The organism is Sphingomonas sp. BRN-1R (genome assembly GCF_057748035.1).
In genome coordinates this window covers 2,218,747-2,239,663 of the sequence record NZ_CM173236.1, presented here as the reverse complement: position 1 = coordinate 2,239,663, position 20,917 = coordinate 2,218,747, and the positions used below count along the sequence as shown (strand labels likewise).

Sequence of the window (20,917 nt, the reverse complement as noted above, 5' to 3'; positions counted from 1 at the left end):
TTATGGCGGGTACGGTGCTTTCCACGATGCCGAGCGCGGCCAACGCCCAGGACGGGATGGGCCAGGGTGGCATGGGCGGCATGGGCCAGGGCGGCGGCATGGGTGGCCACCGCGGTGGCGGGCACCGCGGCGGTGGCGGCGGTGAGCGCGGCGGGCGTGGTGCCGCGCAGCCGATCACGATGCCGCCCCCGCCTTCGAACAGCCCGGCGGTGGTCGTCACCGATCCCAACGCCAAGAAGATCGTGTCGCTCCGCGTCGAAGGGTCGCAGCGGATCGAGCCCGAGACGGTGCTGTCCTATACCAAGCTGCGCGTCGGCATGGCGTACAACAACGAACTGCTCGATCAGGCGATCAAGGATCTGCTCGCCAGCGATCTCTTCGCCAATATCGAGATCAGCGGTGCGGTGTCGGGTGATATCGTGCTGCGCGTGCGCGAGAACCCGATCATCAACCGGGTAATTCTGGAGGGCAACAAGCGCCTGAAGGAAGACAAGATCACCAAGGAGATCAAGCTCAAGCCGCGCCAGATCTTCACGCGCACCGCCGTCCGTCAGGACGTGGCGCGCATCGTCGAACTGTATCGCCGGCAGGGCCGTTTCGCCGCCGCGATCGAGCCGAAGATGGTCACGCTCGACCAGAACCGCGTCGACGTCATCTTCGAGATCAACGAGGGGCCAAAGTCCAAGGTCCGCCAGATCAACATCCTCGGCAACGAGGTGTTCTCCGACAAGACGCTGCGTGGCCAGATGGCGACCAAGGAAGCGCGGCTTACGACACTGCTCAGCTCGAACACGAGCTACGATCAGGATCGTATGGCGTACGATCAGCAAAAGATGCGTCAGTTCTACCTGACCAACGGCTATGCCGACTTCCGCGTGACCTCCGCCGTCGCCGAGCTGACGCCGGACAAGAAGGACTTCATCATCACCTACGTGGTGGAGGAAGGGAAGCGCTACAAGTTCGGTGACGTGACGGTCGACAGCGACATTCGCGATTTCGACAACAAGAAGGTCGCCGCTGGCCTCACGATCAAGAAGGGCGACTGGTACGACGCCAAGAAGGTCGAGGACACGGTCGATAGCCTCAACCAGTCGGCGGGTCTGGTCGGCTATGCGTTCGCGGATACGAACCCCGAGTTCAACCGCGACAAAGAAAACCTCACGATGGGGATCAACTTCCACATCGCCGAGGCCAAGCGCACCTATGTCGAGCGGATCAACGTCACCGGCAACACGCAGACGCAGGACAAGGTGATCCGGCGCGAGATCCGTCTTGCCGAGGGGGACGCGTTCAACAGCTTCCAGGTCAAGCGTTCGCAGGACCGCATCAACTCGCTCGGCTTCTTCCAGGACAAGTTCGAGATCAAGCAGAGCCAGGGGTCTTCGCCCGATCGCGTCGTGCTCGATGCCAATGTCGAGGAGAAATCGACCGGCGAGCTGTCGCTGTCGGCAGGCTATTCGAGCCTTGAGAGCTTCATCATCCAGGCGTCAATCACCCAGCGCAACTTCCGCGGCAAGGGGCAGGAGCTGCGCGCCAGCGTCAACTACTCCTATTACTCCAAGTCGGTCGATCTCGGCTTCACCGAACCATATCTGTTCAACAAGAACATCGCGATCGGTGGCGACATTTTCCGGCGCGACTACAACGCGTTCAACTACGTCGGCGACAGCCGCCAGACGACCTATACGCAGGTGTCGACCGGCTTCCAGCTTCGTGCCGGTATTCCGCTCACCGAATATTGGTCGCTGGCGGCGCGGTACGGGCTCACCTACGATCAGGTCGGATTGGATTCGACCTACTTCAAGTCGGACGGTTCGTGTAATGTGCTCACCGCCGGTCGCTATCTCTGCGAGGCGATCGGCAACCGGTGGACGTCGTCGGTCGGCTATTCGTTGATCTTCGATTCTACCAACAGCCGCCTGCGCCCGACCGCGGGGCAGAAGTTCAGCGTGAGCCAGGACTTTGCAGGTCTTGGCGGCGATGTGCGTTACATCCGCACCCGCTTCGATGCGACCAAGTTCAAGAACATCGGCGCCGGCTTCATCGGCTCACTGCATGTCGAAGGCGGCTACATCCACTCGCTCGAAGGCAGCAAGGCGGCGGGGGTCGATCCGGTCCGCATCACCGATCGCTTCTATCTCGGCGAACCCGACTTCCCCGGCTTCGACATTCGCGGCATTGGCCCGCGCGTGACGCGTACGCCGTACACGACCGATTCGACCGGCAAGCAGATCCTCGTCACCGATAAGGACAGCATCACCGACGACGCGCTCGGTGGTAACAAATATTATGTCGGTCGCCTCGAAATGCAGATTCCGCTCGGCTCCGGCGCGCGCGAACTTGGGCTGCGCCCGTCGATCTACGTTCAGGCTGGCGCGTTGTGGGGCATCCGGCGCCCGCAGGCGACCGTTCCGGTCTGTTCGGATGGTTCGACAACCGATTGTTTGTTGACGACGGTCGACCCAGTGACCGGTCGCCAGACAGTGCAAGCGATCAACAGCAACGTACTGGCCAGCAACGGCCAGCAACTATACGTCGTGCCATCCACCGATGCGACCGCGCCGAGCCAGACCACGACCTGTCAGGTCGGCTATTCCTCGACCGTAGGCGGCGCCTGCTCGGGCACGTCGATCAACACCAAGTACACGACCAGCACCGCGCCGTTCCTCGAACAGTTCCTTGGCGATTCGGCGCAGCCGCGCGTGTCGGTCGGCGCGGGCGTGAACTGGAACTCGCCGTTCGGGCCGCTGCGCATCGACGTCGCTTATGCTCTTCTCAAGGTGAAGGGCGATGATACCAAGCTCGTGACATTCAACGTAGGGACACAATTCTGATGAACACGTTCAAGACGGTTTTGCTCGGTTGCGCCATTGTCGCTCCGGCAGCGTTCCTCGCCGGTCAGGCGAACGCGCAGGTTTCGGGCATCGGTTTCGCCGATCCCGAGTCGGTGATCCTCGGCGCCAAGGCGCTGGACGCCGCCAACCAGTCGATCGCGACGACCTACAAGGCGCAGCTCGATCAGGCGCGTACCCGCCAGCAGGCGCTCGATACCGAATTGCAGACGCTGATCGCGCCGATCGATACCAACAAGGACAAGCAGCTCTCCGACGCCGAGGTTCAGGCCGCGCAGGCCGCCAAGAGTCCGGCGCTCGCCAAGCTCGAAGCCGCGCAGAAGGCTGGTCAGCAGGAAGTCAGCCGGCTGCGTCAGCCTGCCACGCTCGCCCAGGCCTATGCGATCGAGCAGATCGCGATCAAGTACGACGCCGCGATGAAGGCGGTGGTCGCTGCCAAGAAGGTCAACCTGCTGCTGTCGGCCGGCGCGGTTCAGTACAACAGCCCCGACGCAGACCTGACCGATGAGATCAAGGCCGAGCTCGATCGCCAGACCCCGACCGTTTCGGTCACGCCGCCCGCCAACTGGCAGCCGAGCCAGCAGACCGGCCAGCTTTTCCAGCGCTATCAGCAGCTGGTCTACTACAGCGCGATGCAGCGTCAGCAGCAGGGTGCGGCAGCGCCGGCGGGCGCTGCGCCTAAGAACGCGCCGCAGGGCCGCTGATCCTGACGATGAGCGACGACGAAGCACCGCGCACCACCGGCCCGCTCGATATCGCGCGGGTCATGGCGGCGCTGCCGCATCGTTATCCGATGCTGCTGGTCGACCGTGTCGAGGAGATCATCCTCGACCGGTCGATCACGGCGATCAAGGCGGTGACGATCAACGAGGGCTTCTTCCAGGGGCATTTCCCCGGACGGCCGATCATGCCCGGCGTGCTGATCGTCGAGGCGCTGGCGCAGGCGGCGGGCGTGCTCGCGGTCGAAAGCCTCGGCCTCGCTGGCTCTGGCAAGCTCGTCTATTTCATGGCGATCGACGGGGCGAAGTTCCGCAAGCCGGTCGAGCCGGGCGTGCTGATGAAGCTGGAGGTCGAGTTCGTTCAGAAGCGCGCGAGCGTCTGCAAGTTCGCCGGCCGCGCGACGATCGACGGCCAACTGGCCGCCGAGGCGAACTTCACCGCGATGATCGCCGACCCGCCCAAGGCGGCGTGAGGCCGTGGACGGGCTGACGTGGTTCGGCCTGATCGCGCTGTCGTTTACGTTGCTGTGCTACGCGCTGGAGAGCCGTTCGACGTGGTGGATCCTCGGCTTTGCCGTCGGGTGTGTGCTGGGGTCGATCTACGGGTTCCTGCAAGGCGCGTGGCCGTTCGGCGTAGTCGAGGCGATCTGGTCGGTCACCGCCTTGGTGCGGTGGTTGTCCGCGCGGCGCACGCCCGAGTTGCACTGAGCGCGCAGCTCTGTTAGGGGCCGCGCCTTCGTGGCTGGTCGGAAACCAGCGACATTTTCCGGAGATTCGACATGAAGAGCAACATCCATCCCGACTACCACACGATCAAGATCCAGATGACCGACGGCACCACGTTCGAGACGCGCTCGACCTGGGGCAAGGAAGGCGATCTGATGCAGCTCGAGATTGATCCGCTCGCGCATCCGGCATGGACCGGCGGCAAGGGCCAGATGCTCGACGCCGGTGGTCAGGTGGCGCGCTTCAACAAGCGCTTCGGCGGCATTTCGCTCAGCGGCAAGAAGTAAGCACGCCGAGGTCGTTAGCGGCGCGTTAACCGCTGCGGACTAGCTTCTCCTCTCGCGCCGCCGGGCGTAGAGAGGGGAAGCCATGATCGCCGCCGAATACGAACCCGCGCTCAGCAATGGCCGTCGCCGCAGCCCGCGCGCGCCGGTGTCGCTCGACGCGAAGATCGGGCGGGGTGGTCTTGACCGGACCCTGTGCAAGATCACCGATCTGTCCCTGCACGGCGCGCGATTGCACACCTATTCCCCCCTCAAAAGCGGCTCGATGATCTGGCTGACGTTGCCCAAGCTCGGGCAGATCAGCGCGACCATCATGTGGGCCGACGAGTTCGTCGCGGGGTGCCAGTTCCATCACCCGCTGGATGACGAAGCGTTCGAGAGCCTTGCGGGCGCACACGGCGCGGCCTGAGATCAGGCCAATGTCAGCACATCCGCATGCAACGCGGCGAGCACACCTCCTCGCGGGTGTTTCTGTAAGGCGCCCGGTTGCTCCGGATGGATCGACAGCCGATCGCCGCGACTGAGCGCGGCAGCATCCGCGTAGCGCACATCATTCGCGGCGAGCAGGCCGCTATGCTTCACCCGGCCCGACTGCCCTGCCGGAATATCCTCCCACGCGACACCCGCCCGCAGCGACGGGTGATCGTTCGCCGTCATCAGCCGCACCGTTCCGGGCATATCCGCGACCGCAACGACGCTTCCCATCGGGATGCCGGTGTTCGAAGCGTTGAGCAGCATCGCTTCCTGGTCGGCGAAGCTCGGGCGATAGCGTGCGCCGGGCGCATAGGTGCCCACGGTCGCGCGTTGGCCGAGTGCCCGCGCGATCACGCCGATGATCGCTTCGTTCGACATGCCCGAATAATCCTGCGCGAACCGCACCGTGACAGGCGCGCCCCCGTCGATCGCGACCTGGAGCGTGCGCGGCCGCGCGGTGCAATTGCCGAGCCGGTGCGCGAGGCTGGTGATCGTCACGTCCTGCTTCAGACCGACCGGCTTGCCTGAGATGTCGCCCCAGCCATAGACGAACCCCGCCATGCCCGGCGTGCCCGGCACCGTGGTCAGCTTCGGGTTCGTGCCATCGCCGAACATCAGCGGCACCGCATCGCCCGACACGCGGACCGAGGAACCCGGCCCCTTGGTTGCGCTGGCGATCATCAGCGCCAGACCGAAATCCGTGTTGACGAACACGACTTGCCCATTGCCGTGGCCGCTCACCTTGATCTCGGCATGGTCGGCGGGTTGCTCGGCGAGCGTCGTGGGGAGCCAAGGCGAGGGGCCGTAGTGGATCGCGCCGTGCAGCCGATTGCCGATCAGCACGCACTGATCGCGCTGGCCGGAGCCGAGCGGCAGGATGATGAGCGCCGCACCGCCCGCTTCCTTCACGCTGAAGTCGCAATCGGTGATCTCGACCATCGTCGGCGCACGGAAGTCGACGTTGGTATGGTAGCTGAACGCGCCCCGCCGTGCCGAGAAGCTCGATTTCTGGAGGCGGACATGCACGCCGCTCGATAGCCCCGCGCCGACCGCATAGTCGCTTTTCCAGGTGTTGGCCGGTGCGGTGTTGCCGAGATGCGAGACGGTGCAGTTGATGATCTCGTGAACCGCGCCGGGAACATGCCCGTTGGTCTCGAGGTGAATGGCATAGCGCAGGTTGCGCGCGGTGATGGTGAGGTTCTCGAGCCGAGCGGTCTGGTCGAGCCACAAGGTCGAAGTGGCCTCGATCGCCTTGGCCGGGGCGCTGTCGGGCAGTTCGCCGCGCAGGATGGTCGTCGCGCGGTCGGCGCCGACGATATCGACGAACTTGCGCGTGTGCCATTCCACGTCGGTGTAGATGCCGGGCGCGACGTCGAGCGTGTAGCGCCGCGCCGCACCGGCATCGCCGATCGCGGCAAGCGCGGCGGGGATGCCGGCCGCGTCGCCGCCCGTCTTCGCCACGCGCCGCACGATCGCACCGCTGGCGAGTGCTGCCGCGCGCCACGCAACGAACGGCGCGAGCAGCGCGCCTGCGATCAAGGTCCGGCGGGCAATCCGCATCATGTCACCTCATTGTTGTCGAGCGCCGTCACCACCGCGATAGGCTTGCCGCGCCGGTACGGCTATGCTTATCACCGCGCGCGGATCGCACTGGGGAACGGGCAATGCAGAATCGATCGGCCACGGTTGCCCCGGGGGATCTGACGCCGCTGATCCCGGGCAGCGAAGCGAAGACGCGCAAGTCTTCCGGCTATTTCGAAGGGGTGCAATGCCTCCGCTTCGCCGCCGCGCTGATGGTGGTGTGCGCGCATGCGACCTTCTACGCCAAGGAACGGCTGGCGCCGGGCACGATCGTCTGGGACGCGGGCACGGCGGGGGTGAACATCTTCTTCGTCATCAGCGGTTTCGTGATGATGACGACCGCGCCCAGGTTCCAGACGCTGCCGAACGGCTGGATCGGCTTCGGGCTTCGGCGTCTCGCACGCATCGTTCCGCTTTACTGGCTGATGACGAGCTTCAAACTGCTTGCCCTGTTGATGGTTCCGGCGGCGGTGCTGCACGCGAAGATCGACTGGGGGTTCATCGCGAAATCGTACTTCTTCGTGCCTGCGTACAATTCCGATGGTCAGGTCGAACCGCTGCTCGGCGTCGGCTGGACGTTGCTGTACGAGATGATGTTCTACCTGATCGTCACCATTGCGATCGCGGTGCGCGCCAACATCCTGCTGTTCTGCACGGTTGTGCTGGGGCTGTGCGCGGCCGGCTCGCTGTTGCGGCCCGAGCATTTTGCACCCGGTCTGCTGTATTTCAGCCCGATCATGCTCGAATTCCTGATTGGCATGGCAATCGCGAAGTGGCCGGGCGCGCAACGCCTGCCGCTGGCGGCATGCGGGGCGCTGATCGTGGTCGGCTTCCTGATCCTGTTCTTCCGGCCGTTCATGAGCCTCGGGATCATCCTGCTGTCACGCTCGATCCCTGCGGGGATGATCGTGCTTGGCGTCGTCGGGCTCGAGCGCTTCGTGCCGCGCTTCCCGCGGGCGATGGTGTTCTTCGGCGCGGCGTCCTATTCGCTCTATCTGGTCCATCCGCTGGTGGCGCCGGGTGCTCCGGCGATCCTTGCGAGGCTCCACCTTCACAGCGTCGCGCTGTCGGTGGTCGGCAGCCTCGCCATCGCCGTTACCGCCGCGACCGTCGCCTTCTACCTGTTCGAGAAGCCCATCGGCGATGCGCTGAGCGCCCGCATCGCCAAGCTGCGCCTGCGCTGACCGCCTCAGACGCTACTGGCGCGCACCGCGCAGCAGCGGGGGAGCGGGGCGGGGCGCGACTGTGAAGGTCGCGACGATCCGGTCGAGTTCGGCGGCGCGGGTGCCGGTTTCGGTGCTGGTCCTGTTGAGCCGGTCGACCAGATGGCCGTTGTCGGCGGCGATGCCGTCGATCTGCTCGACCATTGCGCTGATCTGTTCGATCGCCTGCGCCTGCACCTGGTTCGCCATCGCGATCTCGCGCAGCGTCGTCGCGCTCTCCTGCCCGGCTTCGAGCATCGTGGAGAGCGTGTCGGTCACCTCGGCCATCAGGCGCGAGCCGCTGTCGAGATCGGACCGGGTCTGATCGACGAGATGCTTGGCCCGGTCGGACGCTTGCGACGCGCGATGCGCGAGCGACTGGATCTCGCTCGCCACCACCGAGAAGCCGCGCCCCGCGTCGCCGGCACGCGCCGCCTCGATCGACGCGTTGAGCGCGAGCAGTCCGGTCTGCGATACCACCTCGTCGATGATCCGCATCACGTCGAAGATCGTCGCGGAGGAGGCGTTCATGCGCGACATGGCGGCGCGCGCACCGTCCAGAACCGCGCTGCCGGCCTGCGCCGAACGCGCGGTCTCGCGCGCACGGGCGCTTGCCGCCTCGGTTAGCCCGGCGTTCTGCGTCACGGTTCGCGACAGGCCGGCGATCTCCGTCGATGCGCTGCGGATCGTGCTGGACTGGCGATCGCTGCGGCCAGCCAGATCCCCGGTTTCGAGCTTCAGGGTGGCGGTGGCGGCGTCGAGCCGTTGCGAGGTGTCGTGCAGTTCGGCGATGATGACGGAGAAGCGTTCCGCCACCGCATTGGCATCGCCTTGCAGCTTGGCGAAGGCACCCTTGAAGTTCCCGCAAGCGCGGATTGTCAGGTCGGTCCGCGCCAGCGCCGACAGGACGCGCCCGGTTTCGCCGAGCCCTTCGTCCATCGTCTCGACCAGTGCGTTGACGGAGTGCGCGAGCGCGTTGATCTCGCGGTCCTCGAACCGCTCGGTTACGCGCTGCGAGAAATCCCCTGCGATCGCGGTATCGACCACCCGGCCGAACAGGGTCTGGAGCATCGCCATGCGCCGGGAGCGCTCGTCCGCTTCACGCGCGAGCCGATCGACCTCGGCGTGGGTCAGTTCGATCACCCGTGCGCGATCGGCTTCGAACACGCTGACCGCGCGGGCCATGCCGCCGATCTCGTCGCGTCGCGCCGTGATCGCTTCGGGCAGCGCCGTGTCGCGCCCGGCGACGATTGCGTCCAGGCTATCGGTCACGCGCTTGAGCGGGCGCAGGATAAGCCGGTTGAGCACCGCCCAGATCGTCAGCAGCATCGCCATCAAGGTCACCGCAGTAAGCGCGATGCCGGTCCAGGCCGAAGCGCTGAGTTCACGGAGCGCCGCCGAACGGTCGGCCACGACGCCGACGTACCAGTCTGCGGCAGGCAGACCGGGGATGTGCGCGAAGGTCACGATCATCGGCCTGCCCGCGCTGGTGACGTGGTTCCAGGTGCCGCCGATCGTGGATGCTTGCCCGTCGAACAGCCGCGCGATCGGCTGGCCGACGAACTGCCGGTCCGGGTGAACCAGCACCTTGCCCTGCCGGTCCACGATCAGGACGTAGGCGTGCGCGGGTTTGTCGGTGTCGAGCATGCGCACCAGGCTGTCGATCGAGAAGTCGGCGGCGGTGACACCGACCAACCGGCCGTCACGCCGGTGTGGCGTGGCGATCGTCACGACATCCTGCGCGAGCGACGCGTCGCGGTACGGGGTGGTGAGGATGGTGCGCCCGTGCCCCACGGCCTGGCGGAACCACGGCCGCTTGCGCGGATCGTAGCCCGCAGGCAGCGACCGGATGCGCGGGTAGTTGTAGAAGGCACCCGTCTCCGCCGAACCGTAATAGGTGCCGAGAAAACTGTTGAGCAGCACCTGATGCACGAAGGCTTTGTCGGGCGTTTCGCCGGGCGGCAGCATCGCGACGTCTTCGTCGGCGGTTTCGACCAGCATGCGCCGCCCGTCGAACCACAGCCCCGCCGCGCGCGCCTGCGCCTGCGCGATCGCGCTGAGGGTATGACTGACATCGCGCTCGATGCGTCGGCTGCTCGCTTGGTACGACAATGCCGCCGCCACGGAGAAGATGACGAATGACGACAGCGCAGTTGCTAGCAGCATCTGCGTCGTCAAGCTGCCTCTCGCCCGCTCAAGTAAAGACTGCCTCGTTATCGAGGTCGTGCGCCATGTCATACCAACCGGCTAACAGCAGATGATGAAGGCGGCGTTAAGCGCCCGTCGGCGGGTTCGTCTTGCGGCGATTACGTAGGTCGCAGCCAGGACTTGCCCGGCGAACCGCTGGATATGGCTAGGCCTTGCGGTTGTGCAGCTTCGCCCGCATCACCCGGCAATTCCGGGTGATGCGGGTCACCATCAAGCCTGTTCGGTAGCCTTGCGCCGCGTGCGCTTTGCGGGAGCGGCGTTCTCGTCGCTGGCGGCAGGCGCCTGGTCCTGCGTTGCTCCACCGCCGCGGCCTTTCCGGCCAAGACCGATCTTCTGCGCCATCTCGCGACGCGCCAGTGAGTAGTTTTCCGAAACCATCGGGTAATCGGAGCGCAGGTTGTAGCGCTCGCGGTACTGAACGTCGGTCAGACCGTGCGTCGAGAGATGACGGCGCAGCGTCTTGTAAGGCTTGCCGTCGATCATCGAAATGATGTGATCCTTCGAGGCCAGCGATTTACGCACTGAAACCGCGGGCGTGTATTCTTCCGCAGGGGCCGATACCTCCTCCGAAGCACCCGTCGCCGACGAACCCGAACCGAGTTCGATGATGGTCGTGTGCATCGTGCGCAGAAAGGCGGGCACATCGTCTGCTGACACGCGGTTGTTCTGGTTGCCGAGCCACGCGATCGTCAGTTCGGTCGCGAGTTCGACCGGGTTCAGGGTCTCTTCTGCCATATCAATTCTACCCTATATGTTGCCGCGATGTTTCGCTGCGCCGAAGGAAGTATCCACTGTCGGACAATGCTTCAGTGACAAAGTTTCGTCATGGAAGCAAATCGTTGTTGCCGCAAACATCGGCTGGAACCGTCTGCGATGGTCTGATCGCAACATGAAAACGCCATGAGCAGTATCTAGCGTACCCGAAATGGGTTACGCGCCGCCATCACGATGCTGCCGCTGAACTCCGTTAACGCGACCGATTACATCAGGTGGCCGGCAGATCGTCGCGCGTGGAGAGATAATCCAGCACCGCGTCCGCCGCGCGCTCTGCGGCCGGGCGTTCCGATCGCGAAAACGTCTCGGCATCTGCGATCCGCTGAACATCGCGGTACGCGTGCGGTGCCGCGCGTGCATGCGCGATCGCGTCCGGCAGTTGATCCATGGTTTCGATCACCTCGCCCAGCCGCCAGTGCGCATAGTCCGCCGACGTGCGCCAGTCCGGCCGGTGCGTGTTGAAGAAGATCGCCGGGCGCGGACGCTGGATCCACTCGTAGATCTGGCTCGACACGTCGCCCAGATAGATATCGGCAGCGCGGACATAGCTCATGTCGATCGAACGCCGGCTGCCGGTGTCGATCAGGATGTGCGGATGGCCTATGAAGCGCGCTGGCACATCGGGGCGGTAGCGCACTTTCCGGTGGATGAGCGACGTATGCACCCGGCGTTTGAACAGCATCACATGCGGCGCGAAGATCAGGTTCAGCGAGTCCTGCGCGGCGAACCAGTCGAGGATCTGCTCGCCGTGCGTGTACCATGACGACAGCAACGGGTTGAAATGCGGGTTGTAGAGAATAGTTGGCCGGTCGTTGTCGAAGAACCGCGGGCGGGCGGTGAGGTTGACCGCGTCGAACTTGGGATAACCGACGACGGCGTGGCCGCGCTCGGTGATGAGCCCCAGTGAGAGCATGCGGTTGCGGACCTTCTCGCCCGACAGCAGCACCAGATCGAAGTGGCGGGTGGCGGGCTGGAACCCGGCCGCGCCGTCGCCGGCGCCATGCGGCAGGTAGATCAGCTTCAGCGCGTCCAGCCCGAAACGGGTCTTGAGCAGCGTCGAGGTGGTCTCGGGCACGACCAGCGCGTCGAGCTTCGCGAACACCGCCAGATTCTCGCGCAGGATGGCGATGCGGCGAAAGGGCGCGACGTGACGCAGCAGCCGATCGGCCACCCGGCTTGGCCAGCCGACGTCGAGCATCGTGTAGCGCACGGCGTCCGACGGCGGCAGGATGGCGCTGGCGACGTTGCGCTGTTCAGCGCTCGACGTCAGGATTTCGACCGCGATGCCGCGCGACGCGAGCGCCGCTGCGATGGGGATCGTGTGCGGGATCTGATGCGTCGCATCGTGGTTGAAGAGGAAGCCGATCCTCATCGCCGGAGGAACGCGGCGATGGCCTCGGCGGCACGCGCGGCGGCGCCGGGGCTGCGGTCGCCCAGCGAGGCGGCGGCGCGGGCTTCCTGACGATCACGGTACAGGTGGTGGCGCGCAGGTGCGGCGTTGATCGCCGGCATCAGTTCCTCGGGCCGCGAGATCACGTCGCCGAGGTGCCAGTGCGCGAAATTGGGATTGTCCTTCCAGTCGATGCCGTGCGGGTTGAGGAACACGCAAGGGCGGGGCTCCGCGAGGAACTCGTACACCTGACTGCTGATATCGCCGACGTAGATATCGGCGGCGCGGGTATAGCTCATGTCCACCGACCGGTCCGAGCCGACGTCGATCAGCACACGGTCGGTCGAGCGCGACCGCCAATAGGCTTTCGTCCGCGCGCTACGACGGCGGAACAGTTTGACGTGCGGCGCGACGATCAGATTGTACGTGTCCGTCGCTGCGAAGTCCGCGAGCATCGGTTCGATGAACGCACTCCATGACTGAAGCCCGCGTGTCTTGTGCGCGTTGTAGAGGACAGTCGGCCGTCTGGTCTCGAACAGCGGGTCGGAGGCACGAAGCAGGCGCTCCGCCGTCTCCAGCTTCACCAGCCCGACCTCGCGGTAATTGTCCGCGCGGATATGGCCGAGCGCCAGCATCCGCTCGGTCGATTTCGGCCCGGCCACCAGCACATAATCGAACATCCTCAGCCGCGCCGAGAAACCGACTCTGCCATCGCCGGCGCCATGCGGCAGGTAGATCTTCTTCGGCCGGGCACTTTCCGAACGCCTCTCGAACAGCCGGAAGGCGGTGTCCTCGACGGTGAAGATCGCGTCATAGCCGAGCAGGTCCGGTTCGTTCGAGCGGTAGATCGAGCTTTTGTAGAAGCCGAAGATCCTGATCCGCTCGACCACGCGGGCGGGCAGGCTGCGCTTCATCCGGATATAGTCGAACGGCGCCTCGCCATAGGCCAGCCGGATGCGTTCGAGATGGTGGACCGACTCCGGGTCGTTGTAATAGATCGTCACGCGCACACCCGGCATCCGGCGTAGTTCGAAAGCGACCGCAAGCCCGTGGTAGCATTGATATGGTTCGGCAATGAAAAGAAAGGCGATATCCATTTTCGAACGCCGTAAGAGTGCGCCTAGGCTTACGTCAACGGACATGAAGCCGTAATGGCCCGATCGATCTCGCGGGTTCTGGACAGACTGAGCGGGGAAACGCCGCTTCTGCGTACCTTCCGCAACGCCGGCTGGCTTCTGATCTCCAAAATCCTCGGCGCGGTGCTGAGCCTCATCTACCTCGCGATGGCGGCGCGCGGGCTGCATGCCGCCGGCTTTGGCGAGTTCGCGCTGATCCTCGGACTGGCGCAGGGCATGGCTGCGCTGGTCGGCTTTCAGAGCTGGCGGATCGTGCTGCGCTGGGGCACCGAGCCGATGCTGGCGGGCAGGGCCACGCAGGTCTCCGCGTTGATCTGGTTTTGCGGCATCCTCGACGTCGTGGCCGCAATGGCGGGATGCGCCATCACCGTGGCGCTGGTCCGCGTGCTGGCGCCGCACTTCGGCTGGTCGCGCGGGACGGCGGACCACGCGATCCTGTTCGCGTTTGTGCTGTTGCTCACCGTGCGGTCGACCGCCGTCGGGGCGCTGCGGCTGCACGACCGTTTTCGCGACGGCGCGCTCGCCGATACCGCGACCCCGGTGTTCCGGATGATCGGCGCGGTAGTGGCGGTAGCGGTCGGTGCCAGCGTCGACGGGTTCCTGTGCGCGTGGGCGGTGGCCGAGATCGCCACCGCCTGCGCGTATTGGGGGTTGGTCTGGTACAGGGTGAGGCCGGCGGCGGCCGGATTACGACTGGCCGATGTCGCCGGGGTGCCCCGCGCGCACGGTGCATTCTGGCGGTTCGCGCTGTTCACCAACCTCAACTCGACCTTCTCCTCGGCGAGCCAGCAGGTCGCGCTGCTGGCGGTCGGGTCCGCCGCCGGGGCGGTGTCGGCCGGCTACTTCCGGCTGGCGCACCAGCTCGGTCAGGCGCTGCTCATCCTCGCCGAGATGTTGAGCCGCTCGCTCTATGCAGAGATGGCGCGGGTGAGTGCGAGCCGGAGCAAGGGCGCGATGACGACGTTGCTCGAACGCACCAATCGCGCGGCGCTGTTCGGGGGGCTGGCGGTGTTTTGCGTGGTCGCTATCCTCGGCAAGCCCGCCTTGTATCTGATCGGCGGCGCGGCGTACCTGCCCGCCTATCCTGCTCTCGTCATCCTCGGCGCGGCCGCTGCGGTGCAACTGGTCGGCGTCAGTTTCGAGCCGGCATTGATGGCGCTGGGGCGTACCGGCACGCTGCTGATGGTGCGGGTCGTGGCGCTCGCATGTCTCGGTGGGCTGCTCGCGCTGCTGCTGCCGCGCATCGGCATCATCGGCGCGGCCGTCGCGATGCTGGTCGACGCTTTCGTCGCCGTGGCATTGCTGTGGATCTTCACACGGCGGAGCGCCGCTACGGCAGAACGCCTGTCTCCCTGAGTGTGCGGCGGGCGATGCCGCGGATGCGGACTGCGTTGGCATGCGGCGTGTTGGTGGTGCGTTTGACGTCGATCAGCGTGACCGGCCCTGCCGGCGCGAGCGTGTGCAAGCCTTGCGTGAAGGGCGCCATCCAGTCGGGTGCGGAGGGGCCGGCGGCATCGCTCGCCTCGAATGCCGTTTCGCTCAGGGTGGTGATGGTCAGCAGCCGGATCGCTCCGCCGTAGGTCTGCCGGCAATCCTGCACCGGCAGCGTGATGACTCCGTCGCGCACGATCGGCACGCCTCCCGGCCGCGCGCTTGCCAGATCGACGCGGACCGGGTTGCGCGGGTGAAGATGCCAAGGGCCGGTCAGCGTCTCGGCCCAGGCGACGTGGAGGTGGCTGCGCCGCGCCGCCTTGTCGGCTGAGGGCGAATAGAACAGCCACCACTTGCCGGCATGATATAGCGGCGTCGCATCGATCGCCGCGCCGTCGAGCGGGATGTCGCACACCGGCTCCCAGTCGAACGGGAATTGCCGCGCGCGATAGAGCGTCATCGTGCCCGACCGATAGGCTTCGGGCAGCATCCAGGTCTCGCCATCGGCTTCGAACACGAACGGGTAGGAGAGGTGCCACGGCGTCTTCAGGACGGTGCGGCAGTCGAGCAGTTTCAGATGCTCGTCGTAGCGCAGCACGTCGATATGGCCGATCCGCGTCCGGTAATCGAACGCCTCCGCAAAAACGTGGAGCGTGCCATCGCGCCATAACCCGAACGGGTCCGCCCGGAACGCCATGTGCCGCATCTCGGGCAACCAGACGATCGCTGCGGGGTCGATACCGTCGCGAAGCATCGCGTTTACGTCCTGCCGCACGATCGCACAGCGCCATATGTCCATCGGGCGCAGCATGTCGTCTCCCTTGCTGGCGATGCCCTAAGCGACGGCCGCGGGTTTATCCAGCCCGACGTTCCTCTTGGCGCGAAGGGCCGTCGAGTTGAAACACGGCACCGTCAGCCATATCTCGCTTCCGATGTTATCCCTCCGGACTGCCCTCGCTGCGCTCTGCGTTCTATCCGCTGGGGTCGTCACGCCTGCGGTGGCGCAGGCGATGGACCCCGATGCAGCAGCGTGCAGCGATCCCACCGCAGTCGCCGTGCGCGTCCACATCACCGGCTTCAAGAATGGCGACGGCACCGTCCGGGTACAGGCCTATGGCGACAGGCCCGACGATTTCCTCGCGACGGGGAAGTGGTTGCGCCGGGTCGAGGTGCCGCTGAACGGACGGCGCGCGCTCGATGTGTGTCTGCGGCTGCCCCGCTTCGGCGTCTATGCGCTGGCGGTGCGCCACGATGCCAATGCGAACGGCAAGTCCGACTGGAACGACGGTGGCGGCTTCTCGCGCAATCCTCGCCTCTCGCTGTTTCACCTCAAGCCTGCCTTTGCGGATGTGGCGGTGACGGTGCGCCGCGACATGGCCGCTGTCCCGATCGTGATGAACTATCGTCAGGGGCTGTCGATCAGGCCGATGCAGGACGCGTCGACGCGTTAGTCGGTCGGCGCGCGATCGCTGTTCCAGTCGACGATCCGCCAGCCGCGTTGCTCGGCGTGCCGGCGCAACGGGGCGTGGGGATTGGTCGCGATCGCCTCGTCCGCCCATTCGAATGTCGCCACGTCGGAGACATGATCCGAATAGAAGCGGATGTGGGCGTCGGCGCGGGCGATCCCCGCGTCCGCCAGCCACGCCTCCAGCATCGCCCGCTTCGCCGCGCCGTAGCAGTTCGGACCCGCCAGCGACGGCGTGATCTCACCCGCGGCGTTGCGCCGCGCCTGTGTGGCGACGAGATCGGCCACACCGAGCTGGTCGGCAATCGCGCGGGCGTAAAAGGCATGCGCGGCGGTGGCGATGACGATGCGCCGCCCCGCCGCACGATCCGCCGCGATCTGCGCGCGTGCGCCCGGTCGGATGTGGTGCGTCATGCGTCGGGCGAAACGCTCCGCCGCGAGCGTCGCCGTCTCAGCGCTGATAGCGGGGCCGAGCATGACGCGGTGCATCGCCTCCTTGAGTCGGTCGCGGTCACGATGCGTGAGCGCGACGATGCCGGCGAGCGGCGCCGCCGCCAGCCGCCACGGCGCGACTGTCCGCGCCGCGTGCAGCAGGAACGGCGTCCAGGTCGGCAGGCTGGTGATGGTCCGGTCGAGATCATAGACCGAGATCGCGACGGCACGCGCGGTCATTCCACCAGGCCGCGCACCAGATCGAGATCGCCGGGCTTGTCGACATCGACCGCCGCCAGGCCGAACGGAGTCTCGACCATGCGCGCGCGAACCCCTGCACGGCTGCCGATCTCAGCCAGTGCGGCGGCAAGCGTCAGCCGCCCGAACGCGTACCGGAGCAGCGGCCCCAGCCCCAGCCGCCGAACGATCCGCCACGGCCGCTTGCGATCACGCTCGACCTCCTGCCAGAGGTCGAGCGCCGCCTTGGCGGCGGGCGTGGCGAGCCAGAACAGGTTGCAGCCCGACCAGTCGCCATCGGCGAAATGCAGGTAGGTCCGCCGCGTGGTCGGGGCATCGCGAACGATCGTTTCGCGTCGCGCAAGCAGCACCGCGATGTCGGCGTCGACCGGCACCCCGCCGAGGAACGTCGTGATCCACTCGGCGCGCAGCAACGCGTGGTCGGCGGTCGTCAGCAACAGCGGCGCTCCGCCGAGTGCAAACCCGCTCGCGGCACTTGCGCTCGGGCCTGCCTCTGCGGCGATCGGCTCGGTGCCGAGCCGCAGCGCCTCGCGGCGCACCTGATCGTTGTCGGTGCTGACCAGGATACGCCCGGCGCCCGCTGCACGCAGCGCGTCGGCCACCCGGGCGAGCATGGTCCGCCCGCCGATGTCGATCAGCGCCTTGTGGTCGCAGCCGGCATAGGCGGCAACCGGATCGACACCGCCCCGCGAGCCTGCGAGGATCAGGGCGTTGAAGGTCATTTGCCGCTGACGTGAAGCACGCGCCAGAGCACGCCCGGCGCCGCGAGCACGGGATGCCGTTCGCGCCATGGCGTGAGCGCGATGTGCACCCCGGTATGCCGCTCGATCTTCCACAGCCCGTAGCGCGCCGCGCCGTCGAACGTGAACGCGGCTTTGACCAGCCGCGCGACGTTGAGCAGCTTGCCCGCCGCAGCCCGCGTCAGCCACGCCTGCGCGAGACGGCGGCATTCGTCGAAGCTGAGCGACGGAAACAGGCTGGCGCCCGATCTGTCGAAGCGGATGCCGCTCGCCTGCCATGCGAGCGGAAGCAGACGATCGTAGCGCTCGGGCGCGTGGCCGAGGATCTGCGCCTCACGACCGGGCGGCTCGACCCGGAACTCGACGCGGTACGTTTCTCGCAGCAACGCGCGCCAGAAATCGCTCGGCGCACCCCGGCGCGGCCCGAGAGCGGCGGCGAAGCGGCCGGCGGTCTTGACCGCCTCGGCGACTGCGGCGAGCGTGCGCTGGCGGTTCGTCTCGCCAAGGCTCCACACCAGCGCGCTCGGCTGGGCGAACCGGATCCACACCGTCGTGTCGAGCAGCGCGCCGCTCGCCGCGCGTTCGAACGTCGCCAGCGGCATGGTCGCCACCTTGGCGCGAATGGTCCGCGCGCCAACCGCGATCTCGTGGTAGCTCACATCCGGCCAGAGCGTGCCGAGCGCGATCCGCCGCACCAGCGACCCGCGCGTGCGCGTCGTCAGCACGTAGAAATCGAGGATATCGTCGAGCGCGCCGGTCCGCAGCACCGATCCGTAGAACAGCACCGCCACTCCGCCCAGCCGCGTCGCAAGCGTCTGCGCCACCGACCGGATCTCCGGCGACACCTCGGTCGACAGTTCGCGCGTCAACACCGCCTGCAACGTGTCGGTCATGGCACCACGAACGCGAGCGGCTCGCCGCGATCGAGGATCAGGTCGCCGCCGGGAAAGGTCTCGCCATCGAGCACGAAGGCGGAGTCGAATTTCAGCCGGACGCGGTCGGGCGTGCGGCGATGATAGCCGAACCGTTCGAGCCATGCCGCTTCCGACCCCGCGAGCAGCGCCGGCAGCGTCGCCAGCAGATGACGCGGCGGCGCATCGACGCCGAGGATCTTCAATCCCGCCCGCTCGCGCCCGAATGGACGCAGGCCGAGCGGCAGCCGCTCCAGCGTCGACCCGAGGATCAGGTAGAATGCCTGCTCGATCCGCGCGCTATCGTCCAGCGTCACCGCCACGTCGAGCCCGCGCCGCCAACGATTGCGCGGTCCGCCGAACGCCGTCTGCGCGATCGCCGCCGCCAGCGAGAGGCCGACCGCCAGCCCGCGATAGCCGCCGAGGCCGTGGACGTCCTGCGCGATCGCGGTCGCATCGACGAACGCGCCCGCGCCGAACAGGAACCCGCGCAGATGCGGTGCCGCCGCCGCGGCATGCCGCACCTCGATCGGAGACCGCAGCCTGACCTGACCCGCCGTGATCGCCGTCAGCACATCATCGAGCGACCAGTTGGTCGGAATGCCGAGGTCGACCGCCAGCGCGTTGGTCTTCCCCGACGGGATGATCGCGATTTTGGGCAGGCCGTCGCGGAAATAGGCGGCGGCGATGCTGAGTATGTCGCGGATCGTTCCGTCGCCACCATCCACCACCAGCACGTCGATCTTGCGCTTGGCGAAGCGCGCCAACGCATCGCGCAGGTCCTGCTCGTCCTGCGGGAAGGACCAGTCCAGCGCCTGCGTCATCTCGCGCGCGGCGAGGGCCTGCCCGAGATTGCGGTGGGCACGGCGGTTGAAGATGATGCCGACGTTGGTCGGAAACGGTTCGACGGTGCGGTATGTCGCCCGCCGCGATATCGCTCCCATGCCGCTATGCGGAACGAGATGAGCCAATGGCCCTGTGCCGCTTCGCAGTTTGAAATGACTCATACGTCACGCAATTGTCACAAAGTGTTTCTGTTTGAAACAATTAAGTTCGCGCACGCTGGAGCGGCGTTCGAAACCCGGTCGCAGCCCGTTTGCGGGGCGATGAGGAAGCGGCGTGGTCGGCCGCTATGTCGAGGCCGGATTCTGTGCCGCGTCGGCATGACAGGCGGTTGGCCTGGTTTGCTGCGAGAACCGAGATGAGGCTGCTACTCGACCACCGAATAAGCAAAAAGGATTGTCTTATCCGTGGCGGGCGTATTATGCGCGGCCGGCATTTTCGCCAGCGTCAAAGGGAAGAGTAATGAACCGGATCGCTGGGGTGGAACTGGGCGGCACCAAATGCATCGTCGTGATCGCGGATACCGAGGGGCATATCGCGCACCAGCATCTGATCCCGACGACCGACCCCGCGACGACTCTGTCGGCGATCGTCGAAACGCTCGACCAATGGTGGGAGATGGCGCGGTTCGACGCACTCGGCATCGCCTCGTTCGGGCCGCTTGATCTCGATGTGGGATCGCCGACCTACGGCAGCATCACCTCGACCGCGAAACCCGGCTGGCGCGCGACGCCGATCGTCGGGCCGCTCGCTGCGCGATATGCCGTGCCGATCGCCTTCGATACGGACGTCAACGGTGCGGCGTTCGCCGAGCGACGCTGGGGCGCCGGGCAGGGCCTAGACGATCTGGCCTATGTGACCGTCGGCACGGGCGTCGGGGTGGGTTTGATCGTCAACGGGCGTGCGACACGCGGGCTGGGGCATTGCGAGGCGGGGCACATGCGCGTCGCGCGCTTGCCGGGCGATCATTGGCCGGGCGCCTGCCCTTATCACGGCGACTGCGTGGAAGGGCTGGCGGCGGGTCCGTCGATCGCGGCGCGCCTGGGGCGTGCGGGCGAGTCGGTGCCGGCCGACGATCCGGTGTGGGATACGGTGGTCGAAGCGGTGGCGCAGATGCTTCAGGCGCTGGTGTCGAGCACCGGACCGCGGCGCATTCTGATCGGCGGCGGGGTAATCGCGCGCCGGCCGGCGCTGATCGGCCGGATCGAAACGCGGCTGCGCGATCTGGTCGGGCGATATCTCGTGCTGCCGACCGAGCGGTTCGTCATTGCGCCCGGTCTTGGGGCGGAAGCAGGGCCGCTGGGCCCCATCGCGCTGGCGCTATGTGGTGCCGAACGACCGCAAACCGCAGCGGTGTGACACGTCCGCCACAGTGACGACACTTTCATTAAAAGAAATTGTAAAACTTATCTTGTGGAGGAAATCGGTTTCAGGATAAGCATGCGTCATCGGTGATCGGGTGCTCTGCGGAGCCGCGACACGGTATCTGAA

20 protein-coding genes are annotated in these 20,917 nt (G+C 66.3%); 10 read left to right on the top strand and 10 right to left on the bottom strand.

All coding sequences use genetic code 11. The annotated features are described in order from the left end of the window. Nucleotides 1-2 precede the first annotated feature (2 nt). From bamA to AC3ANX_RS10230, 6 genes are all read left to right on the top strand, one after another. On the top strand, nucleotides 3-2,834 hold the full coding sequence (gene bamA / locus AC3ANX_RS10255) for an outer membrane protein assembly factor BamA (RefSeq protein ID WP_488336924.1): 2,832 nt from the start codon (nucleotides 3-5) through the stop codon (nucleotides 2,832-2,834). Then, complete coding sequence (locus tag AC3ANX_RS10250) at nucleotides 2,834-3,556, top strand: OmpH family outer membrane protein (RefSeq protein ID WP_488333189.1); 723 nt, start codon at nucleotides 2,834-2,836, stop codon at nucleotides 3,554-3,556. The genes bamA and AC3ANX_RS10250 overlap by 1 nt, the downstream gene beginning before the upstream one ends. Before the next feature lie 8 nt (nucleotides 3,557-3,564). Further along, nucleotides 3,565-4,044: a 3-hydroxyacyl-ACP dehydratase FabZ gene (gene fabZ, locus AC3ANX_RS10245; protein WP_488333188.1), complete on the top strand. Its 480-nt coding sequence runs from the start codon at nucleotides 3,565-3,567 to the stop codon at nucleotides 4,042-4,044. A 4-nt stretch (nucleotides 4,045-4,048) separates the two neighbouring features. Continuing rightward, nucleotides 4,049-4,279 carry a hypothetical protein gene (locus AC3ANX_RS10240; protein WP_488333187.1) on the top strand — a complete coding sequence of 77 codons (231 nt, stop codon included), beginning with the start codon at nucleotides 4,049-4,051 and terminating at the stop codon, nucleotides 4,277-4,279. Nucleotides 4,280-4,350: 71 nt separating this feature from the next. Further along, nucleotides 4,351-4,584 (top strand): 50S ribosomal protein L31, encoded by a 234-nt coding sequence (gene rpmE, locus AC3ANX_RS10235; protein ID WP_488333186.1) that lies wholly within the window; start codon nucleotides 4,351-4,353, stop codon nucleotides 4,582-4,584. 82 nt (nucleotides 4,585-4,666) lie between these two features. Continuing rightward, complete coding sequence (locus AC3ANX_RS10230; RefSeq protein WP_488333185.1) at nucleotides 4,667-4,990, top strand: PilZ domain-containing protein; 324 nt, start codon at nucleotides 4,667-4,669, stop codon at nucleotides 4,988-4,990. Between the two features lie 2 nt (nucleotides 4,991-4,992). Here AC3ANX_RS10230 and AC3ANX_RS10225 read toward each other — a convergent pair whose 3' ends face one another. Then, complete coding sequence (locus AC3ANX_RS10225; protein ID WP_488333184.1) at nucleotides 4,993-6,618, bottom strand: hypothetical protein; 1,626 nt, start codon at nucleotides 6,616-6,618, stop codon at nucleotides 4,993-4,995. 101 nt (nucleotides 6,619-6,719) lie between these two features. Between AC3ANX_RS10225 and AC3ANX_RS10220 the strand changes: the two genes are divergently transcribed. Further along, a complete protein-coding gene (locus AC3ANX_RS10220; protein ID WP_488333183.1) occupies nucleotides 6,720-7,820 on the top strand; it encodes an acyltransferase family protein in 1,101 nt (366 codons plus the stop codon). 12 nt (nucleotides 7,821-7,832) lie between these two features. Here AC3ANX_RS10220 and AC3ANX_RS10215 read toward each other — a convergent pair whose 3' ends face one another. The 4 genes from AC3ANX_RS10215 to AC3ANX_RS10200 form a co-directional block, all read right to left on the bottom strand. After that, complete coding sequence (locus tag AC3ANX_RS10215; protein WP_488333182.1) at nucleotides 7,833-10,076, bottom strand: methyl-accepting chemotaxis protein; 2,244 nt, start codon at nucleotides 10,074-10,076, stop codon at nucleotides 7,833-7,835. A gap of 180 nt (nucleotides 10,077-10,256) precedes the next feature. Beyond that, the gene (locus AC3ANX_RS10210; protein WP_488333181.1) at nucleotides 10,257-10,781 is read right to left on the bottom strand and encodes a Ros/MucR family transcriptional regulator; all 525 of its coding nucleotides are present in this window, start codon (nucleotides 10,779-10,781) and stop codon (nucleotides 10,257-10,259) included. A gap of 250 nt (nucleotides 10,782-11,031) precedes the next feature. Continuing rightward, nucleotides 11,032-12,192 carry a hypothetical protein gene (locus tag AC3ANX_RS10205; RefSeq protein WP_488333180.1) on the bottom strand — a complete coding sequence of 387 codons (1,161 nt, stop codon included), beginning with the start codon at nucleotides 12,190-12,192 and terminating at the stop codon, nucleotides 11,032-11,034. Beyond that, entirely contained in the window at nucleotides 12,189-13,307 is a 1,119-nt protein-coding gene (locus AC3ANX_RS10200) for a hypothetical protein (RefSeq protein ID WP_488333179.1), read from the bottom strand. Before AC3ANX_RS10200 ends, AC3ANX_RS10205 begins: the two co-directional genes overlap by 4 nt. 54 nt (nucleotides 13,308-13,361) lie before the next feature. Here AC3ANX_RS10200 and AC3ANX_RS10195 point away from each other — a divergent pair, with 54 nt between their 5' ends. Then, a complete protein-coding gene (locus AC3ANX_RS10195) occupies nucleotides 13,362-14,702 on the top strand; it encodes a lipopolysaccharide biosynthesis protein (RefSeq protein WP_488333178.1) in 1,341 nt (446 codons plus the stop codon). On the opposite strand, the gene AC3ANX_RS10190 is transcribed toward AC3ANX_RS10195, so the two are convergent. Continuing rightward, entirely contained in the window at nucleotides 14,677-15,588 is a 912-nt protein-coding gene (locus AC3ANX_RS10190; RefSeq protein WP_488333177.1) for a glucosamine inositolphosphorylceramide transferase family protein, read from the bottom strand. The genes AC3ANX_RS10195 and AC3ANX_RS10190 overlap by 26 nt on opposite strands. A gap of 199 nt (nucleotides 15,589-15,787) precedes the next feature. Here AC3ANX_RS10190 and AC3ANX_RS10185 point away from each other — a divergent pair, with 199 nt between their 5' ends. Next, nucleotides 15,788-16,228, top strand: coding sequence for a DUF2141 domain-containing protein (locus AC3ANX_RS10185; protein WP_488333176.1), 441 nt, complete (start codon nucleotides 15,788-15,790; stop codon nucleotides 16,226-16,228). Here AC3ANX_RS10185 and AC3ANX_RS10180 read toward each other — a convergent pair. Genes AC3ANX_RS10180 through AC3ANX_RS10165 form a run of 4 tightly spaced genes read right to left on the bottom strand, consistent with a single transcriptional unit; the run spans nucleotide 16,225 to nucleotide 19,527 of the window. Further along, nucleotides 16,225-16,914 carry an HAD family hydrolase gene (locus AC3ANX_RS10180; protein WP_488333175.1) on the bottom strand — a complete coding sequence of 230 codons (690 nt, stop codon included), beginning with the start codon at nucleotides 16,912-16,914 and terminating at the stop codon, nucleotides 16,225-16,227. The genes AC3ANX_RS10185 and AC3ANX_RS10180 overlap by 4 nt on opposite strands. Further along, a complete protein-coding gene (locus AC3ANX_RS10175; RefSeq protein WP_488333174.1) occupies nucleotides 16,911-17,654 on the bottom strand; it encodes a nucleotidyltransferase family protein in 744 nt (247 codons plus the stop codon). The genes AC3ANX_RS10180 and AC3ANX_RS10175 overlap by 4 nt, the downstream gene beginning before the upstream one ends. Continuing rightward, on the bottom strand, nucleotides 17,651-18,565 hold the full coding sequence (locus AC3ANX_RS10170) for a hypothetical protein (protein ID WP_488333173.1): 915 nt from the start codon (nucleotides 18,563-18,565) through the stop codon (nucleotides 17,651-17,653). The genes AC3ANX_RS10175 and AC3ANX_RS10170 overlap by 4 nt, the downstream gene beginning before the upstream one ends. Next, entirely contained in the window at nucleotides 18,562-19,527 is a 966-nt protein-coding gene (locus AC3ANX_RS10165) for a diacylglycerol/lipid kinase family protein (RefSeq protein WP_488333172.1), read from the bottom strand. The genes AC3ANX_RS10170 and AC3ANX_RS10165 overlap by 4 nt, the downstream gene beginning before the upstream one ends. Before the next feature lie 361 nt (nucleotides 19,528-19,888). On the opposite strand from AC3ANX_RS10165, the gene AC3ANX_RS10160 reads away from it, so the two are divergent. Continuing rightward, nucleotides 19,889-20,785, top strand: coding sequence for an ROK family protein (locus tag AC3ANX_RS10160; RefSeq protein ID WP_488333171.1), 897 nt, complete (start codon nucleotides 19,889-19,891; stop codon nucleotides 20,783-20,785). Nucleotides 20,786-20,917 lie beyond the last annotated feature (132 nt).